General features: G+C 63.3%; 24 protein-coding genes. 11 read left to right on the plus strand and 13 right to left on the minus strand.

Annotated elements, in window-relative coordinates:
- Positions 1-42 precede the first annotated feature (42 nt).
- Positions 43-795: a sulfate transporter family protein gene (locus JQ567_RS24195; protein ID WP_212441119.1), complete on the minus strand. Its 753-nt coding sequence runs from the start codon at positions 793-795 to the stop codon at positions 43-45.
- 200 nt (positions 796-995) lie between these two features.
- On the opposite strand from JQ567_RS24195, the gene JQ567_RS24200 reads away from it, so the two are divergent.
- Together JQ567_RS24200 and JQ567_RS24205 are read left to right on the plus strand one after the other, a co-directional pair.
- The gene (locus tag JQ567_RS24200) at positions 996-2,159 is read left to right on the plus strand and encodes a CaiB/BaiF CoA-transferase family protein (RefSeq protein ID WP_212441120.1); all 1,164 of its coding nucleotides are present in this window, start codon (positions 996-998) and stop codon (positions 2,157-2,159) included.
- 7 nt (positions 2,160-2,166) lie between these two features.
- Positions 2,167-3,114, plus strand: coding sequence for a hydroxymethylglutaryl-CoA lyase (locus JQ567_RS24205; protein ID WP_212441121.1), 948 nt, complete (start codon positions 2,167-2,169; stop codon positions 3,112-3,114).
- A gap of 103 nt (positions 3,115-3,217) precedes the next feature.
- Here JQ567_RS24205 and nikR read toward each other — a convergent pair whose 3' ends face one another.
- On the minus strand, positions 3,218-3,661 hold the full coding sequence (gene nikR, locus JQ567_RS24210; RefSeq protein WP_212441122.1) for a nickel-responsive transcriptional regulator NikR: 444 nt from the start codon (positions 3,659-3,661) through the stop codon (positions 3,218-3,220).
- A 198-nt stretch (positions 3,662-3,859) separates the two neighbouring features.
- Between nikR and JQ567_RS24215 the strand changes: the two genes are divergently transcribed.
- Positions 3,860-5,986 carry a TonB-dependent receptor gene (locus tag JQ567_RS24215; RefSeq protein WP_409363631.1) on the plus strand — a complete coding sequence of 709 codons (2,127 nt, stop codon included), beginning with the start codon at positions 3,860-3,862 and terminating at the stop codon, positions 5,984-5,986.
- A 3-nt stretch (positions 5,987-5,989) separates the two neighbouring features.
- On the opposite strand, the gene JQ567_RS24220 is transcribed toward JQ567_RS24215, so the two are convergent.
- Complete coding sequence (locus JQ567_RS24220; RefSeq protein ID WP_212441123.1) at positions 5,990-6,985, minus strand: YiiX/YebB-like N1pC/P60 family cysteine hydrolase; 996 nt, start codon at positions 6,983-6,985, stop codon at positions 5,990-5,992.
- A 185-nt stretch (positions 6,986-7,170) separates the two neighbouring features.
- On the opposite strand from JQ567_RS24220, the gene JQ567_RS24225 reads away from it, so the two are divergent.
- Both JQ567_RS24225 and JQ567_RS24230 read left to right on the plus strand, forming a co-directional pair.
- Positions 7,171-8,589, plus strand: coding sequence for an NAD(P)/FAD-dependent oxidoreductase (locus JQ567_RS24225; RefSeq protein ID WP_212441124.1), 1,419 nt, complete (start codon positions 7,171-7,173; stop codon positions 8,587-8,589).
- A complete protein-coding gene (locus tag JQ567_RS24230) occupies positions 8,589-9,257 on the plus strand; it encodes an adenine nucleotide alpha hydrolase (RefSeq protein ID WP_212441125.1) in 669 nt (222 codons plus the stop codon). The genes JQ567_RS24225 and JQ567_RS24230 overlap by 1 nt, the downstream gene beginning before the upstream one ends.
- 146 nt (positions 9,258-9,403) lie before the next feature.
- Here JQ567_RS24230 and JQ567_RS24235 read toward each other — a convergent pair whose 3' ends face one another.
- The 4 genes from JQ567_RS24235 to pheS form a co-directional block, all read right to left on the minus strand.
- Positions 9,404-10,174 carry a sulfite exporter TauE/SafE family protein gene (locus JQ567_RS24235; RefSeq protein WP_212441126.1) on the minus strand — a complete coding sequence of 257 codons (771 nt, stop codon included), beginning with the start codon at positions 10,172-10,174 and terminating at the stop codon, positions 9,404-9,406.
- A 59-nt stretch (positions 10,175-10,233) separates the two neighbouring features.
- Entirely contained in the window at positions 10,234-12,657 is a 2,424-nt protein-coding gene (gene pheT / locus JQ567_RS24240) for a phenylalanine--tRNA ligase subunit beta (RefSeq protein ID WP_212441127.1), read from the minus strand.
- A complete protein-coding gene (locus tag JQ567_RS24245) occupies positions 12,654-13,112 on the minus strand; it encodes an endonuclease domain-containing protein (protein WP_212441128.1) in 459 nt (152 codons plus the stop codon). Before JQ567_RS24245 ends, pheT begins: the two co-directional genes overlap by 4 nt.
- Before the next feature lie 180 nt (positions 13,113-13,292).
- Positions 13,293-14,375, minus strand: coding sequence for a phenylalanine--tRNA ligase subunit alpha (pheS, locus tag JQ567_RS24250; protein WP_212441129.1), 1,083 nt, complete (start codon positions 14,373-14,375; stop codon positions 13,293-13,295).
- A 145-nt stretch (positions 14,376-14,520) separates the two neighbouring features.
- Between pheS and JQ567_RS24255 the strand changes: the two genes are divergently transcribed.
- Positions 14,521-14,925 (plus strand): hypothetical protein, encoded by a 405-nt coding sequence (locus JQ567_RS24255; protein WP_212441130.1) that lies wholly within the window; start codon positions 14,521-14,523, stop codon positions 14,923-14,925.
- A gap of 18 nt (positions 14,926-14,943) precedes the next feature.
- On the opposite strand, the gene rplT is transcribed toward JQ567_RS24255, so the two are convergent.
- Positions 14,944-15,303 (minus strand): 50S ribosomal protein L20, encoded by a 360-nt coding sequence (gene rplT / locus JQ567_RS24260; RefSeq protein WP_192736192.1) that lies wholly within the window; start codon positions 15,301-15,303, stop codon positions 14,944-14,946.
- 80 nt (positions 15,304-15,383) lie between these two features.
- Positions 15,384-15,584, minus strand: coding sequence for a 50S ribosomal protein L35 (gene rpmI, locus JQ567_RS24265; protein WP_008539890.1), 201 nt, complete (start codon positions 15,582-15,584; stop codon positions 15,384-15,386).
- A gap of 266 nt (positions 15,585-15,850) precedes the next feature.
- On the opposite strand from rpmI, the gene JQ567_RS24270 reads away from it, so the two are divergent.
- A complete protein-coding gene (locus JQ567_RS24270; RefSeq protein WP_212441131.1) occupies positions 15,851-16,270 on the plus strand; it encodes a hypothetical protein in 420 nt (139 codons plus the stop codon).
- Between the two features lie 73 nt (positions 16,271-16,343).
- Positions 16,344-17,333, plus strand: a complete 990-nt coding sequence (locus JQ567_RS24275) for a Gfo/Idh/MocA family protein (RefSeq protein WP_212441132.1) — start codon at positions 16,344-16,346, stop codon at positions 17,331-17,333.
- 111 nt (positions 17,334-17,444) lie between these two features.
- Here the strand turns inward: JQ567_RS24275 and infC are convergent, their stop codons facing one another.
- Positions 17,445-17,984, minus strand: coding sequence for a translation initiation factor IF-3 (infC, locus tag JQ567_RS24280; protein ID WP_212441147.1), 540 nt, complete (start codon positions 17,982-17,984; stop codon positions 17,445-17,447).
- 249 nt (positions 17,985-18,233) lie between these two features.
- Between infC and JQ567_RS24285 the strand changes: the two genes are divergently transcribed.
- Together JQ567_RS24285 and JQ567_RS24290 are read left to right on the plus strand one after the other, a co-directional pair.
- Positions 18,234-19,031, plus strand: coding sequence for a carboxylesterase (locus JQ567_RS24285; protein WP_212441133.1), 798 nt, complete (start codon positions 18,234-18,236; stop codon positions 19,029-19,031).
- 183 nt (positions 19,032-19,214) lie between these two features.
- Complete coding sequence (locus JQ567_RS24290) at positions 19,215-19,685, plus strand: nuclear transport factor 2 family protein (RefSeq protein WP_212441134.1); 471 nt, start codon at positions 19,215-19,217, stop codon at positions 19,683-19,685.
- Between the two features lie 102 nt (positions 19,686-19,787).
- On the opposite strand, the gene JQ567_RS24295 is transcribed toward JQ567_RS24290, so the two are convergent.
- The 3 genes from JQ567_RS24295 to JQ567_RS24305 are packed head-to-tail and all read right to left on the minus strand — an operon-like array spanning position 19,788 to position 22,454.
- On the minus strand, positions 19,788-20,585 hold the full coding sequence (locus JQ567_RS24295; protein WP_212441135.1) for an acyl-CoA thioesterase domain-containing protein: 798 nt from the start codon (positions 20,583-20,585) through the stop codon (positions 19,788-19,790).
- A 34-nt stretch (positions 20,586-20,619) separates the two neighbouring features.
- On the minus strand, positions 20,620-21,813 hold the full coding sequence (gene queG, locus JQ567_RS24300; RefSeq protein WP_212441136.1) for a tRNA epoxyqueuosine(34) reductase QueG: 1,194 nt from the start codon (positions 21,811-21,813) through the stop codon (positions 20,620-20,622).
- Positions 21,762-22,454, minus strand: coding sequence for a glutathione S-transferase family protein (locus JQ567_RS24305; RefSeq protein WP_212441137.1), 693 nt, complete (start codon positions 22,452-22,454; stop codon positions 21,762-21,764). Before JQ567_RS24305 ends, queG begins: the two co-directional genes overlap by 52 nt.
- Before the next feature lie 380 nt (positions 22,455-22,834).
- Here JQ567_RS24305 and JQ567_RS24310 point away from each other — a divergent pair, with 380 nt between their 5' ends.
- Positions 22,835-23,641, plus strand: coding sequence for an undecaprenyl-diphosphate phosphatase (locus JQ567_RS24310; protein WP_212441138.1), 807 nt, complete (start codon positions 22,835-22,837; stop codon positions 23,639-23,641).
- The last annotated feature ends 208 nt before the right edge of the window (positions 23,642-23,849 follow it).

Genomic DNA, 23,849 nt, shown 5'->3' on the forward strand with positions numbered 1-23,849 from the left:
TCCGGGTCTGGTCCTGCGGACCATCCCGGAATGACGGGCTACTCACACCACCGGCATTCCCGTTCGCCGCGAAGGCTCGATCAGCTCGGGCCGCGGGCCGCTCAGTCGCTTGTGCATGTGGACCATGAAGGCCATGCCGAACAGCGGCGTCGCCAGATTGACGATGGGGATCGAGACGAAGGCGGCGATGATCAGCCCCGCCGTGAACACGGTCGCGGCATTATCCTTGCGCATCGCCTTGGCGTCCGCGGGCGAGCGGAAACGCATGGCCGCGAGCTCGAAATATTCCCGGCCCAATAGCCAGGCGGTGGCGAAGAAGAAAATCAGAAAACCGGCACCGGCGAACAGCACGAAGGGCAGTGCGATCAGATAGACCAGGAGCGTCAGCAGCGCCGTCTTGACGCCTTCGGGGATCGCGACACCGAGCGGCAGCGCGGAGCCGGGCTTTTCTGCCGGATAATGTTCGCGCTCGACATGGTCGGCGACGTCGTCGACGAACACACTCGCGACCAGCGAGGTGATCGCAGGCATCAGGAAGATGCCGCCGAGCACGACGCCCAGCCCGGCCGTGATCGAAATGATCCAGGCCAGGATGTTCAGCGACGTATGAAAGCCTGGGCCCAGCAGCCCTTCCGCCCAGACCTCGCCATATTCGGCGAACCAGCTCATGAGCCGCTGCAGCCCGACCGCCAGCACCGTAATCAGCACCAGCGCCAGCCCGATCGAGCGCCACAGGATGGAGCGCATCGGCGGCGACAGGATTTGGGAAAGCGCCTTGACGGCGGCGTCCAGCATGATGGCCTCTATTTCACTAAAAAACCCTCGCGAGAGGTAGAGATGCAATCGGGCTTCGGCAAGACCCGGCAGGGAACGCCGGCAGCGATCCCGCCCGTGCATTTGCGCCATGCAGCCGTGACGGCGCCATCAGGCAGATTATGTTTTCCCGGCAAGTCCTGAAGGCTTAGTCTGGTCCCCAAAAGAGCAAGGGAGAAACCATGACCGGAACGGGGCTGCCGCTTGAGGGCGTGAGGGTCGTCGAGATGACCCATATGGTGATGGGTCCGACCTGCGGCATGATCCTGGCGCAGCTCGGCGCCGAGGTGATCAAGGTCGAACCACCCGTCGGCGACAAGACCCGCAGCCTCGGCGGCATGGGCGTCTCGTTTTTCCCGCTGTTCAACCGCGGCAAGCGCAGCGTCGTGCTCGATCTCGCCAAGCTCGAGGATCGCGAGACCATGGAGCGGCTGCTCGCCAGCGCCGACGTGTTCGTGGAGAATTTTCGTGACGGTGCGCTCGAAAAGCAGGGCCTTGGTACCGAGGAGCTGCGCCGCAAGCATCCGCATCTGATCGTCGCGGGCCACAAGGGATTTCTATCCGGCCCCTACGAGCACCGTCCGGCGCTCGACGAGGTGGTGCAGATGATGTCGGGGCTCGCCGCGATGACCGGGACGCGCGACAAGCCGCAGCGCGTTGGCTCGTCCGCCAACGACATCATGGGCGGCATGTTCGGCGTGATCGCAATCCTCGCCGCGCTCTACCAGAAGCGCGGCGGCAACAAGGATGGCGCCGATATCAGGATCGGGCTGTTCGAGAATTGCCTGTTTCTCGTCGCGCAGCACATGGTCGAATATGAAATGACCGGCCGCAAGCCGCGTTCGATGCCGGAGCGCGAGCACGCGTGGCCGATCTACGATATTTTCGACACCGCCGGTGGCGGCCGCATCTTCATCGGCGTCGTCACCGAGGGCCATTGGCAGAGTTTCTGCCGCGAGTTTGGGCTGACGGAATTCCTTGATGATCCGACCTTGCGCAACACCACGGAGCGGATCATGGCGCGGGACCGGATCATTCCGCGCGTCGCTGAGGTAGTCAAAGGCTGGAACGTGGCCGAGCTTTCGGCCAGGCTCGACGCGCTGAACATCTGCTTCTCGCCGATCAACCGACCTGAGGATTTGCTGCAAGACCCGCATGTGCTGCGCCCTGGCGGGCTCGTCAACAATTTCAACGCCGATGGCGCGCCGTTCCGCGTTCCCGCATTGCCGGTGGAGTGGAACGGCGGCAATATCGGCGAAGGCTTGCATGTGCCTGATCTCGGCGCCGACACCGAGGCTGTCAGAGCCGAACTGAACAAACAAACTTCAACCGATAACGCTGCGTGAGGCTGTCATGACCCGTCTTCAGGATGTCTATCCCGACAACAAGATCATTCTGCGTGAAGTGGGTTTGCGCGACGGGTTGCAGCTGGTGAAGAAGTTTCCGTCCACCGCCGCCAAGCAGCGCTGGATCCGCGACGAGTACGCCGCCGGCGTGCGGCATTTCGAGGTCGGCTCGTTCCTGCCCGCCAAAACCTTCCCGCAATTCACCGACGTGCGCGAGATCATCGCGACCATCGCGTCGCTGCCGGGCGCCTATGGCATCGCGCTGACGCTGAACGAGCGCGGCGTCAACGAGGCGCTGGCGTCAGGGGTGGCTGAAGTGGCCACGGTGGTTTCGGCGACCGAAGAGCACAGCCAGGCCAATGCCAACCGCAGCCGGGACTCCGCGATCGCCAACGTCAAGCGGCTATGTGAATTGCGCGACGCCACCGCGCATAAGCCTGTCGTGAATGCCGCGATCTCGATGGCGCTGGGCTGTTCGATCGTCGGTGCCGTCGATCCGAAGGAAGTGATCAGGATCGCGGAAAAGCTGTTCGAGGCCGGTGTCGACATGGTCGCGGTCGCCGATACCGTCGGCTATGCCGGGCCGAAGCAGGTCGGAGAATTGACGGCGGCCGTGGTGAAGATCGCGGGGCCAAAGCCGGTCTGCATTCATCTGCACGACACCCGCGGCATGGGCATCGCCAACGCTTCCGCCGCGCTCGATGCCGGTGCGCGCGTGCTGGATGGATCTCTGGGCGGTCTCGGCGGCTGCCCGTTCGCGCCGGGCGCGACCGGCAATGTCGTGTTCGAGGACCTCGTGTTCCTGTGCGAAAGCAAGGGCTTTCCGACCGGCATCGACATCGAGAAACTGGTCGCGGTGCGCGGAATCCTGAAATCGGAAATGCCGGACGAGCAGCTCTATGGCGGCATGGCGCGCGCGGGATTGCCGTGCGGCACGGCGGCCCGGGCGGCCTAATCTGACTCCGTTGTAGCCCGGATGGAGCGAAGCGCAATCCGGGTCTTCACGCGGGTCATACACCTTCCCCGGATTACGCTGCGCTCCATCCGGGCTACGGACTTCATCCGTGTTTATGCCCACCCTTCCGCGGCTTCTTGTCCGGTGCGGCTGTGGGGATCATCACCACGCGGCCGTAGCGCACGCCGCGCTCGGCGATGATGTGGTCGGCGAAATGCCGGACCTCGCCGGATGCGCCCTTCAGCGCCGTCACTTCCATGCAGCTGTCGTCGTCGAGATGGACATGCAGCGTCGCCAGCGACAAATCGTGATGGCCGTGGAAATTCTGCACCAGCCGTTTCGAGAGGTCGCGCGCGGCGTGGTCGTAGACATAGACCAGGGCGGCGACGCATTGCCCTGACGGTGCGGCGTCCTCGGCGCTTTGCTGCAGGCCGGCGCGAGCGAGGTCGCGGATGATCTCGGAGCGGTTCTGGTAGCCGCGCGCTTCGGCTGCGGCGTCGATTTCCGCCAGCAAATCGTCTTCGATCGTGATGGTGATCCGTTGCATCTGGGATTTCCGTGCTTTCGGCAGTATGATATTTTTATTGTATCATCATACCGGGCTTGCTAACGTGAGGGGCCGGGTTAGTCGAACTGGTGCGGTCGCGCCGATTGTAGCAGTTATCATGCGGGGGCATGGGCGTTGCGTGTTGTTTCCTGGCGGTTATTTTCCGCCGCCGCATTGCTTGTCCCCTTCGCGCCCCCGGTGAATGCGCAGACCGTTGCTGCGATCGGCCAGCTTCCGCCTGTCACGGTGACGCAACCAGATTCGGCTCCGCCGAAACGAACAAAACCGTCACAGCGCCGTGCGGCACGTGGCGCATCTGCTGTTCAAACGAACCAGCCGGCAATTGCGGGCACCAGCGGCGTGACGGCCGGTACTTCATCCGATGGCGCCGCTGCCTTGCAGCCCACCGCCGCCAGCGCCGTGCGCATCAGCGGCGCGGAAGTGAATGCCGTTCCCTTCCTGCGGCCCGGCGAGGCGCTGGAGGTCGTGCCCGGGCTGATTGTCACCCAGCATTCCGGAGAGGGCAAAGCCAACCAGTATTTTTTGCGCGGCTTCAACCTCGATCATGGCACCGATCTCTCCATCAAGGTAGACGGCATGCCCGTCAACATGCCGACGCATGGCCACGGACAGGGCTACGCCGATATCAACTTTCTGATCCCTGAGCTGATTCAGTCGCTGTATGTCCGCAAGGGTCCGTACTTCGCTGATGTGGGCGACTTCAGCTCCGCCGGTTCCGTCGAAATCGACTACCTCACCAGGCTGCCGAAAAACCTTGCCGAGCTCACCATTGGCAGTTTCGGATATCGGCGCGGGGTGGCCGCCGGTTCAGTCGCGGTCGGCGCGGGTACGCTGCTCTCGGCCATCGAAGGCGTGAAGTACAACGGTCCATGGCACGTGCCGGACAATGTGCGCAAGATCAACGGCGTCATGCGCTACAGCCAGGGTACCGCGACCGACGGATTGACGCTGACCGCCATGGCCTATTCCAACGCCTGGAATTCGACCGACCAGGTGGCGCAGCGCGCCATCGACCAGGGCGTGATCGGCCGCTTCGGTACGCTCGATCCGACCGACGGAGGCGTCGCCAGCCGCTTCAGCCTGTCCGGCAATTTTGCGCATTCGAGCGAATACGGGCAGAGCAAGATCAACGCCTATGTCGTTCGATCCAACTTGCAGCTCTACAACAATTTCACCTATTTCCTCGACGACCCCGTCAATGGCGACCAGTTCAACCAGCTCGACAGCCGTACCCTCGGCGGCTTCGATGCACGGCACGCCTTCGATTGGCGCCTCGGCGGACTTGAGACGCAAACACGCGTCGGCCTGCAAAGCCGCTATGACGATTTCCATGTCGGCCTGTTCAAGACGCAGCAGCGAGGCTGGCTTTCGACCGTGCGCGAGGACCGCGTAAGGGAAGGCAATGTCGGCGTCTGGATAGACAGCACCACGCGCTGGACAGACTGGGTGCGGACCACTGTCGGCATTCGCGAGGACGTCTTTGCCGGCAGCGTTCTGAGCGACACGCCCGAAAACTCCGGCAATGCGCAGGCTTCGATCGCGAGCCCGAAGGCCGGCATCGTGCTTGGACCCTGGTACAAGACGGAGTTTTACGGAAATGCCGGCTACGGCCTGCACAGCAACGACATCCGTGGTGCGACGATCACGGTCGATCCCATCGACAAGGTAACGCCGCAGGATCGCGTGCCGCTGTTGGTGCGGTCGAAAGGCGCCGAACTCGGCGTCCGCACCAGGGCGATCGATGGACTCACAAGCTCGGTCGCGGTCTTTGTGCTCGACTTCGACTCCGAATTGCTGTTCGTCGGCGATGCTGGCACCACCGAGGCCAGTCGGCCGAGCCGCAGGGTTGGGGTGGAGTGGACCAACAAGTACAAGCCGGTGCCGTGGCTGACGTTCGATCTGGATGTTGCGTACACCCGCGCCCGCTTTACCGATTTCGATGTCGCGGGCGATCGCATCCCCGGTGCGCCGGCCTGGATTGCGAGTGGTGCGATCACCTTCGGCAATGAAACCGGTTGGTTCGGCGCGCTGAAGGGACGCTATTTCGGGCCGCGTCCGCTGATCGAGGACGACAGTGCGCGTTCGCTGTCATCCCTGATCTTCAATGCGCGGGCCGGCTACAGATTCGACAGCGGCATACGCCTGCAGCTCGACGTGCTCAATCTTTTCAACGCGAAGACCAACCAGATCGAGTATTATTATCTGTCGCGGTTGCCGGGCGAGCCGATCGACGGTGTTGCCGATCGCCATGTGCATCCGGCAGAGCCGCTCGCGGTGCGGCTGACGCTGGCGGGGAGATTTTAGAACTTACGCCGCCTCGACCACCTTGCTGCGCGGACGGGCGCGGCGTTCCGGCGGGCGGACCGCGACATATTCGACGGCCAGAAAATGCTCCGACACGGTCACGCGCTCGACCAGGGTCGTTTTCACCGCAACCTCGGTCACTTCTTCAGACGAAACCGGAAGCGGCGCCGCTTCGTCAATCTCTTCAGGAACAAGCGACGGCGACTCGACCTCTGGAAACACACCGAATTCGCCCGCTACCTCCTGGAGCGGCTTCTGCTTGTCGGCCCAATGCAGGGCCAGATAATCGAAGCCGTGCACGATGGTGGGTTTGACGACTTCGAAATAGGGCGAGATATCGAAATCGCGCGGCATGTAGAGCGACGAATCGCGGATGTGCAGAATCTCGCGCCGGGCCTTTCGCGAGGCGGCGCGCGTGATCTTGGGCAGGATCGGATAACGCACGGCGTCGAACGCCTGCGCGATCAGCGCCGAGCAGATGATCTTGGTGGGATCGCCCGAACCGAACGCGATCATGCGCCGCCGCCAACGCTGCGGCACCGGCAGCGGGAACAGATATCGCGCCAGGTCGACGATGTTCTTGGTGTCGTAGCCGAAGCCGATCCGGTTGATGGCGTAGCGGCACACCGTGATGCGGTCCTCATGGGACAGTCCGACCGGACGGCAGAGGCGGGTGTGATAGGGAAAATATTTCGACAGCGGCGCCGAGGTCACGCCTTCGCCGATATTGGCCTCGATCAGGACGTGAGGTTCGCCGTCCGGTTCCGTCGCGCCGTCGATCGGGCCGACATAGAGCGCGGCGTGCGACCAGGTCGATTGCGTGAGGTATTTGATGATGCCGGAAATGCGGTTGTTGCCTTCGACCAGCAGCACGTCGCCGGGCTCGATGACGCCGCGCAGATGCTCGGGATCACTGGGCGTGAACGGTTCATAGCCCGGGACTTCCTTCTGCAGGTAGCCCGCAATCAACTGGCCGATCGTATCGAGCATTACGCCCACGAAATCCCCCCGCGGTTCTTTGACCGCTTTTATGTTCCATTAGCATGGTCGCAAGCCGTTTCAATTTAGTTCATGCGTGAAGCGGGTCAATCATGATTGATTTACCATGAGTGTTGCTGCGCACGGTGAGATGCGGCACAGTTCGCTAGCTGTTCTCTTTGCTTCAAGGCCCCGGAAACCATGACATGACAATGACCCGCCGCGATTTCCTCTCGGCGTCCGCAGGCCTGGCGGTGATGCCGGTTTTCGGTGGGCGGGCGGCCGCCGCGCCCCTGCCGCGCGAGGCTGACATTGTCGTGATCGGCGCCGGCGCCGCCGGCATTGCTGCGGCGCGGCGGATCATGGCGGCGAACCGCAAGGTGATCGTGGTGGAGGCGGCAAGCCAGGTCGGCGGCCGCTGCCAGACCGATACCACCACCTTCGAGGTGCCGTTCGATCGCGGCGCGCGCTGGATGCACAATCCCGAGACCAACCCGATGATCAAGCTCGCGCGATCCGCCGGGCTCGAGATTATCACCGCGCCGTCGGGCCAGAAAATCCGCATCGGCCGCCGCAACGCCCGCGCCGGCGAAACCGAGGAGTTTCTTGCAGCTTTGGTGCGCGCCAACCGCGCCATCGACGAGGCCTCGCGCCGGTTCGACGTCTCCTGCGCCTCGGCGTTGCCGAAAGACCTCGGCGACTGGGCGGGCACTGCCGAATTCGTGCTCGGCGCCAATTTCGCCGGCAAGGACCTGAAGGATATCTCTGTTGTCGACAAGGTCCGCGCGCAGGATCGCAACACCGCGATCGCCTGCCGTCAGGGGCTGGGGACGCTGATCACGAAACTCGGCGAGCAGGTGCCGTTAGCGCTGTCGACGCCCGCGAACCGGATTTCCTGGGGCAGCCGCGACGTTGCGGTGGAAACGCCGTCCGGCAAGATTGTCGCGCGCGCCGCCGTCGTGACGGTCTCGAGCAACGTGCTGGCCGCGGGCAACATCAAATTCACGCCCGACATTCCCAAGCGCACGCTGGATGCCGCCGCCAAACTGAGCCTCGGCAGTTATGATCGCATCGCGCTGCAAATGCCGGGCAATCCGCTCGGGCTCGCCCGCGACGACATCATCATCGAGCAGAGCAATTCGACGCGCACCGCCTTGCTGTATGCCAATATGGGGTCATCTTCGCTGTGTTCGATCGACGTCGCGGGCTCGTTCGGCCGCGATCTCTCGGCCCAGGGCGAAAAGGCCATGATCGCGTTTGCGGTGGAGTGGTTGACCAAGCTGTACGGCAGCGAGGTTGCGGCGGCGGTGAAGAAATCGAGCGCGACGCGCTGGAACGCCGCGCCGTTCGCGCTCGGCGCGATGTCCGCGGCCGGGCCGGGCGCGCAGGCGTCGCGAAAGGTTCTGACCGAGCCGTTCGGCTGCATGTATCTCGCCGGCGAAGCCACGCATGAGACGCTGTGGGGCACGATCGACGGTGCCTGGGAAAGCGGGGAGCGCGCCGCCGAAGCGGCGTTGCGCAGGATCGGCGCGTTGAAAGATCCCGAACCGGCCGCGCCGCCACCGAAGCAGCGTCGGCGCGCGCCGCAGCCGAAGGCGGCAATGCCATCCTCGCAGTTCAACTGATGTCGCGACCGAAGGCGTTGATCTCGTGGTCGAGCGGCAAGGACAGCGCCTTTGCGCTGCACGAAGTGCGGCGCGCGGGCGAATTCGATGTGGTGGGCGCGCTGACGACCGTGACGGAGACGTTCGGCCGCGTTTCGATCCATGGCGTGCGGCAGGAGATCCTGCAGGCGCAATGCGAAGCCGCAGGCCTGCCGCAACGGATCGTGCCGATCCCCTATCCCTGCCCGAACGAGATCTATGAGGCCCGCATGGGCGAAGCGGTCGCGCAAGCGGTCGCTGACGGCGTCACGCACATGATTTTCGGCGATTTGTACCTGCGCGATATCCGCACCTATCGCGAAGCGAAACTCGCCGGCACCGGCATTACGCCAATCTTTCCACTCTGGGACCGGCCGACGCCCGAACTGGCGCGGGCGATGATGGAATGTGGCCTGGAAGCCTATCTTGCGACCGTCGACACGAAGAAGCTTTCAGCGGAATTCGCCGGCCGCAAATTCGATGCGCAGCTGCTGGCTGACCTGCCTGATAGCGTCGATCCCTGCGGCGAGAACGGAGAGTTTCACACCTGCGTGGTGGCGGGGCCGATGTTTTCGCATCGGCTTTCAGTCAGTACGGCTGAGCGCGTCGAGCGCGACGGCTATGCCTATAGCGATCTGGTGCTGAAATAAATGTCGTCGTCCCGGCGAAGGACGGGACCCATACCGCGTGATCTCACGCTAAGGCAAAGGTAGCAGATACCTTCCGCCAAACTGCAGCCGCGGCGTATGGGTCCGGCCTTCGCCGGGACGACGATGCATTTGGAATCGCGTTGCCGTTAGCGCAACACGCCATCCAGCGTCGGCAGGCCGGCGATCACGGCCATCGCAATCAGCGCGTAGCAGATCGCGCGGAACAATGCTTCGCTGGCGCGGCCGAACAAGGAGGCGCCGAGCCAGACGCCGATGCCGTAGATGGGCCCGACCACCAGTGAGAACTTGATCGCATCCATCGTGATCAGCCCGGTCAGGCTGTAGCTGACGACCGAGAAGAAATCCGAGGCGCCGAAGAACAGCAGGATGTTCGCCCGTGCGATGTTGGAGGCGATCGGCCGGCCGAGCCAATAGCCGACGATCGGCGGCCCGCCGGTCTGCGCCAGCCCGCTGCAAAAGCCGGATACGCCGCCGATGCCGACGGAAATGCTTGCGTGGTCCTTGCCGCGGTAGCGCCAGCCGGAAAGCAGCAGCAAGAGCAGCGCAAACACGAAGGCGGAAATGATCCAGCGCGTGGTGACCGGTTCGAGCCGGCTCAGGAAATAGGTGCCGATGGGAACGCCGATCAGGGCGCCGAACACCATCACCGCGGTCGCCCTGCGGTCGGCCTGTTTCCACGCGTTCGGGACCAGCGGCGCGGCCGCGATGAAATCGATGATCAGCAGCAGCGCCGCTACCAGCTGCGGCGCCGCCATGCTGCTCGCCAGCGGCATGAAGATCAGCGCGGAGCCGAAACCGGAAAACCCGCGCGCCAAGCCGGACACGAACGCAATCGCGCAGATCGCGATCGCGGCGGTGAGGCTGACGCTGGCGGGGATGAGGCCTTCGAGGCTCATGTTCAGTTTCTAGAACGTGTTTTTGGGCGTGATGTCCGAACCGCTCACGCCGTTCGGCATCATGCGCGCAAGGTGCCGCCGGTCTTCTTGGTTACCTCGGCCACGATCTTCGCCGCCACCGCGTCGATCTCCTGGTCGGTGAGCGTTTTCTCGCGCGGCTGGATGGTCACGGCAATCGCGACCGACTTCTTCGCATCGTCGATGCCCTTGCCTTCGTAGACGTCGAATACGGTGACGCCCGTGATCAGCTTTTTGTCGACACCCTGCGCGGCGCGCACGATATCGCCCGCCTTGATGGGGCGATCGACGATGAAGGCAAAATCGCGCGACACCGGCTGGAACGCGGAAAGTTCAAGCACCGGCTTGGCGCGGGTCGGCTTCTGCTTGGCGTCGGGAATGCGATCGAGGATCACTTCGAACGCGATCAGCGGCCCGTCGGCGCCGAGCGCCTCCAGCGTGCGCGGATGCAATTCGCCGAAATAACCCAGCACGTTTTGCGGGCCGATCTGGATGGTTCCGGAGCGTCCCGGATGCAGCCAGCTCGCGCCGCCCGGTACGATCTGCAGCGCCTGCATCGGCGCGCCGGCGGCCGCGAGCACCGCAAACGCGTCGGTCTTGGCGTCGAGCGCATCGGCCTCCGCCGAGCCGGACCAGTGCCGTCCCATGCCCTTGGCGGAGGCAAAGCCGTGGCGCACGCCGGAAGCCGCGACCAGCTGGTCTTCCGGCTTGTCACCCTTGAAAACCTGGCCGACCTCGAACAGCGCGACATCGGACGAGCCGCGATTGGCGTTGGCCTGCGCCGCGGCGATCAGGCCGGGCAGCAGGCTCGGCCGCATGTCGGAGAGGTCTGATGCGATCGGGTTAGCGAGCGCGAGCTCGGCCTGTCCACCGCCGAACAATTCCGCCGCGGGCTTTGAAATGAACGACCACGTCACGGCCTCAACCATACCGCGGGCGGCCAGCGCGCGCTTGGCGCGGCGGGTGCGCAGCTGGATCGTGGTGAGCACCGGCTTGCGCGGCGCATCACCGCGCTCGAACGGCGTCATCGGCACCTTGTCGACGCCGACGATGCGCACGATCTCCTCGACGATATCGGCCTTGCCTCCGATATCCGTACGCCAGGAGGGCACCGCGATCTTCACGATCGGACCGTTGCCAGCCACCATGAAGCCGAGATGGCTGAGGATGCGCTTCATCTCGACCAGCGGCACTTCGATGGCGGCGAGGCGTTTGACCTCGCTCAGCGGGAAGTCGATCACGCGGTCTTCGCCGAAGGGGTTGCCGACGACGACGTTCTCCGACGGCGTGCCGCCGCACAGTTCCATCACCATTTTGGTCGCGAGCTCGAGCCCGGGCACCATGAACGCCGGATCGACGCCGCGCTCGAAGCGATAGCGCGCATCCGAATTGACGCCGAGCTTGCGGCCGGTCTGCGCGATGTTGATCTCGTTCCACAGCGCCGATTCGATCAGCACGTCGGTCGTGTTCTCGTCGCAGCCGGAGGCTTCGCCGCCCATGATGCCGGCCAGTGACTCCACGCCATGCTCATCCGCGATCACGCAGATACCGGGATCGAGCGTGTAGGTGCGGCCGTCGAGCGCCAGCAGACTCTCGCCGTCGCGCGCGCGGCGCACGGTGAGATTGCCCGTTACCTTTTGGGCGTCGAACACATGCAGCGGCCGGGCGCGGTCGTAGGTCATGAAGTTGGTGATATCGACCAGCGCGTTGATCGGCCGTAGCCCGATCGAGGCCAGGCGCTTCTGCAGCCATTCCGGCGACGGGCCGTTCTTGACGCCGCGCACCAGCCGCAGCGCGAAGCCCGGGCACAGCGTGGCGTCTTCCACCGTCACCGTCACCGGGCAGGGGAATTCACCCTTGATCGGGCGGATACCGGGATCCTTGAACTTGCCCATGTCGGCGGCGGAAAGATCGCGGGCGATGCCGTGCACGCCGGTGCAATCCTGCCGGTTCGGCGTCAGGTTGATCTCGATCACGGGATCGCCGAGCCCGGCCCATTGCGCGTAGGGCGCACCGATGGGCGCATCGGCCGGCAGCTCCATGATGCCGTCATGGTCTTCGGAAATCTGCAGCTCGGCCGCCGAGCACAGCATGCCGCGGCTCTCGACGCCTCTGATGGTGCCGACGCCGAGCGTGATGTTCTTGCCGGGAATGAACGTGCCCGGCGGCGAGAACACGCTGATCAGGCCGGCGCGCGCATTCGGCGCGCCGCAAACCACCTGCACCGGTGCGCCCAAGCCTTGTTCGTTTTTTGCGCCGGTATCGACCATGCAGACGCGCAGGCGATCCGCATTCGGATGCTGTTCGGCCGAAATCACCCGCGCAATCGAGAACGGCGCCAGCGCCTTGGCCTTGTCGTCGATCTGCTCGACCTCAAGCCCGATCATGGTGAGCTTGTCGGCGAGCTTTTCCAGCGGCTCGTCGGTGTCGAGATGTTCCTTCAGCCAGGAGAGCGTGAATTTCATGATGGTTGCTTCTCTTGTCCCCTCTCCCGCTTGCGGGTCGAGACGAGCGAAGCTCGCTCTTTGAGGGTTAGGGTGGGGGCTCTCTCCGCAACGGCGGCGGCAATTGTTTCAAGGACGCCTGCGCGATTTGCCATGACGTCAAGATTGCTGAAGCGAAGAACCTTGAAGCCTCTGGTTTCAATCACGGACGATCGAACCGCGTCAGCTTGCTCAGCTTGATCCGAATAATGCTGGCCGCGGTCGAGCTCGATCACCAGTTTTGCTGCATGGCAGGCGAAGTCGGCGATGTAGTTCTTGATCGGCACCTGGCGCCGGAAGCCTATGCCGTTCAGCCTGTTATCGCGGAGTTCAGACCAGAGGATACGTTCAGCGTCGGTGGAGTTTTTTCTGAGTTCGCGCGCGTGCGTGCGGAGTTGCTTCGAGACGTTCCAGGTAGGAGCTTCCGGATCAACCATAGATACCTCCGGTGTGGAGAGATCCCCACCCCAACCCTCCCCCGCAAGCGGGAGAGGGAGTCTGACCTGTCGTGCGGATGGAATGAAAGCTATTTACCCCAAGCGCGGTCCGTTCCCTCTCCCGCTCTTGCGGGGGAGGGTTAGGGTGGGGGCTCTCTCCGCAACGGTGGTCTCGGAGGTTCACGTGCTCAATCCTCCCGCCAGCGTCGGGATGTCGAGGGGCTTGAAGCCGTAATGGTTGAGCCAGCGCACGTCGCTGTCGAACAGCTGCCGCAGATCCGACATGCCGTATTTCAGCATCGCGATGCGATCGATGCCCATGCCCCAGGCAAAGCCCTGATAGAGGTCGGGATCGATGCCGCAGGCGCGCAGCACGTTCGGATGCACCATGCCGCAGCCGAGAATCTCCAGCCAATCCTCGCCTTCGCCGAAGCGGATTTCGCCCTTGTCGCGCCGGCACTGGATGTCGACCTCGAGCGAGGGCTCCGTGAACGGGAAGAACGACGGCCGGAACCGCATGTTGATGTGATCGACCTCGAAGAACGCCTTGCAGAACTCATGCAGGATCCATTTGAGGTGGCCGAGATGCGAGCCCTTGTCGATGACGAGGCCCTCGACCTGGTGGAACTGCGGCGTATGCGTCGCGTCGGAATCGATCCGATAGGTACGGCCCGGGCACACCACGCGGATCGGCGGCTGCTGGCTCAGCATGGTGCGCACCTGAACCGGCGAGGTGTGGGTGCGGAGCAGCATGCGCGAGCCGTCTTCCTTCGGATTGAAGAAAAACGTGTCGTGCATTTCCCGCGCCGGATGGCCTTCGGGGAAATTCAGCTTGGTGAAGTTGTAATCGTCGGTCTCGATGTCAGGACCTTCGGCGATGGAAAATCCCATATCGGCGAAGATGACGTTGACCTCTTCGAACACCTGGCTCAGCGGATGGATGCGGCCCTGTTCGGCGACGGCATCGCGCAGCGGCAGCGTGACGTCGATGGTCTCGGAAGCGAGGCGGGCGTCGAGTGCGGCCGATTTCAGGATATCGCGGCGCACGGTCAGCGCCTGCGTGACCTTGTCCTTGGCGACGTTGATCGCTGCGCCCTGGGTCTTGCGCTCGTCCGGCGACATTTTGCCGAGCGTTGCCAGCAGCGCGGAGATCGATCCCTTCTTGCCGAGTGCGGCAACGCGCACCGCTTCGAGCGCGGCTTCGTCGGCGGCGGTGGCGATATCGGTGAGGATGGTCTGTTCGAGTGTGGTGAGGTCGGACACGGTCAAATCTCTTTCGCAAAAGGCCGCCGGTTGTCGCCGCTCCCGGGCTAAAACGTCAAGCAAAAAGCCCGTAACTGAAGCAGGCGGCTTTTGAACCCTTGATCCCGTGCGCTCTACTCAAGATGAGTTCGAGAAGGAGCACGCGATGCGTTTTGGACCTGGGGTGGCCGTTCTGGCCCTCGTTCTGTCGTTTGCCGCACCCGCCGCCGCCGAGGATTGTCCGGCGAAGTCGAGGGACGACGTCTTGACCGCGATGAAGGCGGCGAGCTGCAACCGTGCCATGCAAATCGCCTCGGCCTGCTCGGGCGGGGCCACCGGCGACGTTGGGCTCACCGACGCCGTTGAAGAGAAATGCGAGGGCGACTTCCTCGCCCGCCTCAAGGCGCAGCAGAAAAAGGCCTATCAGCGCGAAAAGGATGCCTGCGACCGCAAGTACAGCGGCGAGGAGGGCACCATGTATATTTCGTTCGCGGCATTCTGCCGGGCGAAAGTCGCCCAGCGCTACTCGCAGCGAGCGCTGAAAGCCGCGAGCCCTGCACGGGCTCGCTGACGCCTCGAGTCGAGCGCCTCAGGCTGCGAGCGCAGCCTTGGCCTTTTCAGCGATCGCCTGGAACGCCGCCGGCTCGGTGATGGCGAGATCCGACAGCACCTTGCGGTCCACCGTGATGCCCGACTTCGAGAGGCCGTTGATAAAGACGCTGTAGGTCATGCCGAACGGACGGACCGCGGCATTGATGCGCTGGATCCAGAGCGCGCGGAACGTGCGCTTCTTGCGCTTGCGGTCACGGAAGGCATATTGCCCGGCCTTTTCGACCGCGGCCTTGGCGGCGCGGATGGTGTTCTTGCGGCGGCCGGAAAAGCCCTTGGCGGCCTTGTAGACTTTCTTGTGCTTGGCGTGAGAGGTCACACCGCGTTTGACGCGAGACATGACTGCTATCCTTAAAATCTGAAATCAGGTGACGGATTGCCGCGCGCACGCGGCCGGCTAAATCGGAAACGCGAGCGCGATCAGGCGTTCGGCAAGAAGTACTTCTTGACGTTGTCGCCGTCGGTCTTGAACAGCACGCGCGTGCCGCGGAGCTGACGAATCTGCTTCTTCGTCCGCTTGATCATGCCGTGGCGCTTGCCGCGCTGGGCGTGCATCACTTTGCCGGTGGCAGTCACCTTGAAGCGCTTTTTAGCGCCTGACTTGGTCTTCAGCTTGGGCATTTGGCTCTCCTATGGCCACAGGAAAACGCGCCCCGAGGCGCGCTTTTGCGGCTTAAAATGCTCGTTAGAGCGTTGAAAGTGCTCAGGTTTTTTCGAAAACGAAACCACCCGCACGGGGTCATCGACACGGCAGCCCTTAATCAGCCGGGCGATGAAGGCTGGGCTTATGGCAGACCAGACGCATGTTTGCAACGTTGAACCGGTAAACCCTGTGCTGTGACGTAGTCGTTGATGTGATCCCAGTCCCAGCCCGAAACAGGACCAAAATGACCAGATTTCATCGTTCCATTTCCCGCTTCCCCACCTTTTCCCACTTTTCGACCCTGCGCTGGCTCCCCGTGTTCGCGGCGCTTGCCGTGACCGCGGTGCCCTCCTCCGCCGATGCTGCCAGAGCCTCAGGCGCCTACAACGGCACCTGGAACGTGGTGTTCGCCACCACCCGGGGCAATTGCAGTTCCGGCTACAGCGTCCCGTTCCAGGTGATGGGAACCCGGGTGTCATCGGCAGGCGGGGGCAGGGTCTCCGGCTCGGTCAGCCGTGGCGGCGCGGTTGCCGTCAACGTGTCGGTTGGCGCATCCAAGGCCAGCGGCGGCGGCCGGCTTGCCCGCACCAGCGGCGCCGGCTCATGGAGCGGCATCATCACGGGTGACCGTTGCAGCGGTACCTGGCAGGCCACACGCAGCTGATTTGGTCGCCGAAGCCGCATTGACGTAGCTTGAGGACACGCGCGCGGGCCGCGCGCTGGACAAGGGATACTCAATGCTGGGAGTTGGCATTCTGGGCGCCGGATTCTTCGGCGCCTTTCATGCACGCGCGATTGCGACCGTTCCGGATATCAGCATCGTCGCCGTGTGCGCGGAGGAATTGGCGCTCGCCGAAGTTTTCGCCGCCGAACATGGCGGCAAGCCATATGGCGATTGGCGCGCGATGCTGGGTGACAAGTCGGTCGACGCCGTCGCGATCACGGCCCCGCATCATTTGCATTGCGAATTGGCGGTGGCGGCGCTGCAAGCCGGCAAGCACGTATTGCTGGAAAAGCCGATGGCGCTGTCGGTCGCCGAATGCAGCCGCATCATTGCGGCCGCCGAAACCGGCCGTCGCAAATTGATGGTCGGGCAGATCATGCATTTCGTGTGGCCCTGCCTCGTCGCGCGCCAGATCCTGGATCGCGGTGAACTCGGCAAGCCCGTGACGGGGTCGAGTTCGCTGCAGAAAATCTGGATGGAGCAGAACCGCCGTGGCTGGCACCTTGATCCCGCCACCGGCGGCGGCATGCTGCTGACCGCCGGGATCCATGCGCTGGACCAGCTGGTCTGGCTGATGAATGGCCGGGTCGGGTCGATTTCGGCCGCGGTCAGCACGTCGTTTCACGATCAAAAAGCCGATGACAGCGCCATGATGCTGCTGCGCTTTACCGACGGCCGGTTCGCCCAGGTGGCCAGCATCGGCTTCCGGGACGGCGGCGGAACCTTCGATCTCGACCTCGTCTGCGAGCGCGGCACGCTCCGGATCGACTTCGATCGCGGGGTTGCCATCGGACAGAATGGAAAGTGGACCGACGTTCCGAGCTCCCATGATCCAGCGTGGATGCAGAACGCCGTCGTCAGAGAATGGCAGGCAATGGCGGCGGCGATCGTTCATGACATGGATGTGCCGGTTACCGGCGACTACGGCCGGCACATCATTGCGTGCATCGATGCCGCCATGATTTCGAGCCGCGAACGCCGGGACGTCGAGGTGTCGGCGTGACGCCAGGGAGGCATCTCCAACGTGGCCTCTCGCAATTGAAAACGCCCCCGGAGCAACTCCGAGGGCGTGTTCCACTATTGATCTACAAACACGAACGGCGCGGATCGCTGGTTAGCGCGGCGCCAGTACCATCACGACCTGGCGGCCTTCGAATCGCGCGTCCTGCTCGACCTTGGCGATTTCGGCGACGTCGGCCTTGACCTTGTCCAGCAGCTTGGTGCCGATCTCCTGGTGGGCCATTTCGCGGCCGCGATAGCGCAGGGTGATCTTGACCTTGTCGCCTTCCTCGAAGAACCGCTGCATCGCGCGCATCTTCACGTCGTAATCGTGATCGTCGATCATAGGCCGCAGCTTGATCTCCTTGATCTCGACGACCTTCTGCTTCTTGCGGGCTTCAGCGGCTTTTTTCTGCGCGGAATATTTGAACTTCCCGTAGTCCATGATTTTGCAAACGGGAGGATTATTGTTCGGCGAAATCTCGACAAGATCCATGCCCGCTTCAAGGGCCATCTTGACGGCTACCACGGTCTCGACTGTTCCGTGGTTGGTGCCGTTCTGATCGATCAGCTGGATCTGCGCGTTGCGGATTTCATCATTGGTGCGCGGCCCGTCTTTGGCTGCAGCGGGCGGGGCTCTGTTGGGACGGCGAATGGGTAATTCTCCAATGCTGTGAAGGAAGGCTATATTTTGAAGCAATACGCGGCGCTGAGCAAGCGAACTCGCCATCTGCGCTCGAAAACCGTCAAATGCGAGGCATTTTGGTCACGCCCGGCAAATATAGCGCAACGGCACGTTCCGCAAGGACAGCCCCGCTATTGCCTGTGCGTTTGCCGGCGTTGACCGGTGGTTGACCCAAGAGGTGGGCTCGCCGACAAAGCAGCGGGCAAGAGTAGCGAATCCATGACCAATTCAGCGGTAAACGATCAGGAACCGGCCTTCATCGAGGTGGGTAGCGGCGAGGACAAGCGCAAAATCGCGGTGCGAGCCCGGGCCGGAGGTACTCCCGGCCTGATCTGGCTGGGTGGTTTCAACTCCGACATGAAGGGCACCAAGGCGCTGGCGCTGGATGCGTGGGCCGCCGAACAGGGCCGCGCCTGCGTCCGGTTCGACTATTCCGGCCATGGCGAATCCGGCGGCGCCTTCATCGACGGCACCATCGGGCGCTGGCTGGAGGAGAGCGTTGCCGTGTTCGCGCGGTTTTGTCGCGGCCCCCAGGTCGTGATCGGCTCGTCGATGGGGGGCTGGATGGCGCTGCTGCTGGCGCGCGAGATTGCAAAGCGGGAAGCGAGCGCGCAAGCGAGCTTGGCGGGGCTGGTGTTGATCGCGCCGGCGCCTGACTTTACCGAACAGTTGATGTGGAACCAATTCACGCCTGAAATCCAGCAGGAGATTCAAGCCAAGGGTGTCTGGATGCGGCCGTCGCAATATGGCGATGGCGACCCCTATCCGATCACGCGCGCGCTGATCGAGGACGGCCGCAATCACCTTCTGCTCGGCAGCGCCATCGAGGTCGGTTGCCCCGTCCGCATCCTGCAGGGCGCGCAGGACCCTGATGTGCCGTGGCAGCACGCGTTCGCGCTGGCGCACCGGCTGCCGAGCGAGGACGTGGTGTTGACCATGATCCAGGACGGCGATCACCGCCTGTCGCGGCCGCAGGACATCGCCCGGATCATCGCCGCTGTGGCGGAGATCGGGTAGGTTCTTCTTCCCTTCTCCCCTTGTGGGAGAAGGTGGCGCGAAGCGCCGGATGAGGGGTTCTCTCCGCGGGCACTGCATTTGCGGAGACAACCCCTCACCCGTCTCGAATGAGCTAACGCTCATTCGATCCACCCTCTCCCACAAGGGGAGAGGGGAAGAAAAACGCAAGGGAAAGGAAACCCCATGAACACATCGGAGCTGCTGCGCGCGTTCTGCGACGGCGTCGAACAGCACAACGGCAAGGCGTTCGCCGAATTGTTCACCGAAGACGGCGTCTATCACGACGTGTTCTATGGCGCGTTCGCCGGCCGCGCCAAAATCGCCGAGTTGATCGACGACTGGTTCTATCGCACGGCCACCGATTTTCGCTGGGACATGCACAGCCCCGTCAGCGACGGCCAGACGCTCTATGCGCGCTATACGTTCAGCTACCGCTCGACGCTGCCGGAAGCCAAGGGCGCGCGGGCGATGTTCGAGGGCGTTTCCATCATGCGGCTGCGCGACGGCAAGATTCTCGAATATCACGAGGTCGCCAACACCGCGCCGGCTTTTGTCCAACTGAATTTTGCGCCCGAGCGGATCGCCAAGATCGTCGCCAAGCAGGGCGCCGCGCTGAAGGCGCGGCCCGAGATGGCGCGGCATTTGGCGGAGTGACGGCGCAGCCGTCATTGCGAGGAGCGATAGCGACGAAGCAATCCATCTGTCCCCGAGTGGAGATATGGATTGCTTCGCTTCGCTCGCAATGACGGAAGGATGCTACGGCGGCGGCACGTTCGTCATCGGCTTCTTCTGCGCCAGTGCGGCGACCGTCGACGTGCCGATCGGGCCCTTCTCGTCATAGAGCCAGCACTCGCCGATCGCGACGCCGTCGCTGGCGTGATGGTTGACGACATCGAAGCCGATCCAGCGCGTCACCGGCAGGCGGTGCAGATAGAGCGTGACGTCGCTGTTGATGTAGCCGAGGCCCTTATCGCCCGCGTTGGCAAACGGGCTCGCAAAATCCGCACCGGTTGCGACATGGACGAAGGGCGACATCGGCACGCCCTCGACCAGCTCACGGACCTCGCTCATCCATAAACGCCGGGGGCCGAGCGAGCCCATGTGGCCTGTGATCGGCCTGGTCGTCCATTTGCCGTTCATGCCGAGCTTGGGGTCGGTCGGCGCCGGGATCGTTTCGGGCAGCGGCGCGTCCCAGTTCGACGGCGACCAGACATTGCCCGGCGCATTTTCCGTCCGGCGCAACAACTGGCAGGAGGCGCGCGCCATGCGGGTGGTGCCGGAGAAAAACTCGGCTTCCACCACCTTGATCCGCAGGCCCTCGCGGATCAGCCGCGTGGTGACTTCCACCGGTGTGTGGATGTCCGGCAGCCGGAACATGTCGACCGTCAGCCGTGCCGGCACGAATTCGTCGGAGCCGTGACGCTCCTCGATCACGTGGGCCAGAAGGCCGACCACGACGCGACCATGCATCGAACTCGGGTCCCACGGACCGTTCGAAACCGGATTGGGGATGAAGGCGTCGCCGTTTTTGGCGAAGAAGGGCTGGTTTGTCATGGCCGGCGAACATGACGGAAACCGCGCGACAAAATCAAGCGGGCAGGGCGCAATCCATCCATTCCGCGCGAACAGTCGCGTCGGTCTCGCCGGCCGCGGCGCGGCTCGCCAGTTCAGCAAAGGCCTCCGGTGGCATCAGCTGCGACAGCGCCCAGACTGCTGCGCCCCGCACCAGCGCGCTTTCGTCGTCAAGCAAGCGCTCGGCCTCATGCGCCAGTGATGCATCGCCGGAGTTGCCGACCGCAATCAGCACATTGCGAATGAAGCGGTCGCGGCCGATACGCTTGACCGGCGATTTTGCAAACAGCGCGCGAAACGCGCCATCGTCGAGCCGGGCCAATTCCGAAAGTGCTGGCGCACGCAATTCCGCGCGGGCGGCGAGTTTTGTTTCGCGCCCTTGCTGCGCGAACTTGTTCCACGGGCATATGGCGAGGCAATCGTCGCAGCCATAGATGCGGTTGCCGATCGCCTTGCGGAATTCGCGCGGGATCGGGCCCTTGTTTTCGATCGTGAGATAGGAAATGCAGCGGCGCGCGTCGAGCTTGTAGGGCGCCGGGAATGCCGCGGTCGGGCAGATGTCCTGGCACGCGCGGCAGGAGCCGCAACGATCGGCGTCCGCCTCGTCGCGCGGCAGGTCGGAGGCGGTGTAGATCGCGCCGAGAAACAGCCATGATCCAAACTCGCGCGACACCAGATTGGTGTGCTTGCCCTGCCAGCCCAATCCAGCCGCCTGCGCCAGCGGCTTTTCCATCACGGCCGCGGTATCGACGAACACTTTGACTTCGTCGCCCGACATCGCGACCAGCCATCGCGCGAGCGCCTTGAGGCGCTTCTTGATCAGATCGTGATAGTCGTCACCTTGGGCATAGACCGAGATCGCACCGCGCGTGCGCTTTTCGAGAATGTGCAGCGGATTTTCATCCGGCCCGTAGTTGACGCCGAGCATGATCACCGAGCGCACGCCGGGCCACAGCACGCGCGGATCGGTGCGGCGCTCGGGGCTGGCGGCGAGCCAGTCCATGTCGCCATGGGCGCCGGTCTGAAGGAATTCGCGAAAATGCATGCCGGCCTGCGCGATCGCTTCGGGACCGGTGACGCCGATGCCATCGAAGCCGAGCGCGCGCGCTTCATGCGCCAGCGCGGCCTTGAGGTCTTCGCCGGAGAGTTTGGCCTTGTTCAGAAGTCGAGGTCCACGTAGCTCTGCGACGCCGGCACGCCGGCCAGCCATTCGCTCAGCAACGGGCGGAACGACGGGCGGGATTTCACCCGCGCGTACCACGCCTTTGCCGCGTCGTCCTCGCTCCATGGCACGTCGCCCAGATAATCGATCGCCGAAAGATGCGCCGCGGCGGCGAGGTCCGCGTAGGTCAGCCGGTCGCCGGCAAGGAAGTTCCGCGTCTGCGCCAGCCAGCCGATATAGGCCAGATGATAGCGCACATTGACCTTGGCCGCGCGGATCACGTCGGCCGCCGGGGCGCCGCCGCCATTCTCCTCGCTCATGAAGCGCTTGTAGATGCGCTCGGTCACCAGCGGATTGGAGGCCTCCTCGAAGAATTTCTCGTTGAACCATGCCATCAGCCGGCGCACCTCGATGCGCTCGCCCATCGAGACCGGCAGCATCCGCCGCTCGTCGGCACCAGGGCCATGCACCTCATCGAGATATTCGGCGATGATGCCGACGCCGGGTATCGCGGGATAACCCTCGGCGATCAGGACCGGCGTGGTGCCCGCGGGGTTGAGCGCGAGAAACGCCTCGCGACGTTCCCAGACCCGCTCTTCCACCAGGCGCAAATCGAGGCCGTGTTCGCCGAGGATCAGGCGAATGAAACGCGAATGCGGGCAGAACGGATGATGGTGCAGCGTGTACATGAAGTCCTTGAATCGGAAGTCCTTGGAATTGGAAGTCCTTGGATCAGGAATCCTTGAATTAGATCCTTGGGGTTAGTTCGCGGCGCTTAAAAAACCCTCAATCTGTTCAAGGCCGCGTCGATCGAACGGAGCCACTAGACCCTATTCGGGTCCCGATTGAAATCGGAAGGGAGGCCGCAATCACTGGTTTCGACGCGTTTTCCGCAATCTGCGTAAGGCAGATTGCTATGCGATCCGGTGTCGGTTCGCTCGAAACGCTATAGCCGAGCCTGCATACGAGGCAACCGGTGTTTGCTGGTTTTTTGCGATTGCGAGACGGGTTCGAATAGGCGAGAAGGGCGCGGCTTTTTCGGCTGATTTCGATCGGAACGGACCCAATCATGATGTCAAATGCAGTTAAGGCGGTGATTCTCGGCATCATCGAGGGTGTCACGGAATTCCTGCCGGTTTCCTCGACCGGCCATCTGTTGCTGGCGCAGAAATTTTTCGACCTCGGTGAGGGGCCGTTTTGGGAGAGTTTCATCGTGCTGATCCAGCTCGGCGCGATCCTCGCAATCGTCGTCCTCTATTTCGCCAAATTGTGGCGGGTCGCACTCGGAATGTTCTCCAATCCCGACGACCGGCGCTTCGTCATCGGCGTGCTGGTGGCGTTCCTGCCGGCGGTGATCGTCGGCCTGGTTGCCGGCAAATACATCAAGGAACTTTTGTTCAATCCGTGGGTGGTGTGTTTCTCGCTGATCGTCGGTGGCGCAATCCTGATCTGGGTCGATCAGCTCGAGCTCAAACCGCGCGAGTTCGACGCCACGCGGTTCCCGCTGATGATGTATCTGTGGATCGGCATCGCGCAGTGCGTGGCGATGATTCCCGGCGTGTCGCGCTCCGGCGCCAGCATTGTGGCTTCGATGCTGCTCGGCTCGGACAAGCGCTCGGCAGCGGAATTTTCGTTCTTCCTGGCGATCCCGACCATGATCGGCGCGTTCGCCTATGATTTCTACAAGAACCGCGGCGAGATGACGACTGACCACCTCGGCGTCGTCGCAATCGGCTTCGTGGTCTCCTTCATCACCGCGATGATCGTGGTGAAGACCTTCCTGACCTATGTCACGCGCCACGGTTTTACGTTTTTCGCGTGGTGGCGCGTGATCGCCGGCACGATCGGCCTGATCGCGCTGGCGCTGGGACGGTAATTCGCGCGCGCTATTTATGTCGTCCCGGCGAAGGCCGGGACCCATAACCACCAGCGGGCATTGGTTGTACACGCTGGTCGTTGTCTTCCTTTTTCGGCAAATTTTGGCCGCGGCGTATGGGTCCCGGCCTTCGCCCTAGGGCATGCACACATCTAGTTTATTGGGGATTCCCGAATCGGCATTTTGTGTGATTCATATTGTGACACTT

The organism is Bradyrhizobium sp. AUGA SZCCT0431 (genome assembly GCF_018131065.1).
In the GTDB taxonomy this organism is placed as follows: Bacteria; Pseudomonadota; Alphaproteobacteria; order Rhizobiales; family Xanthobacteraceae; genus Bradyrhizobium.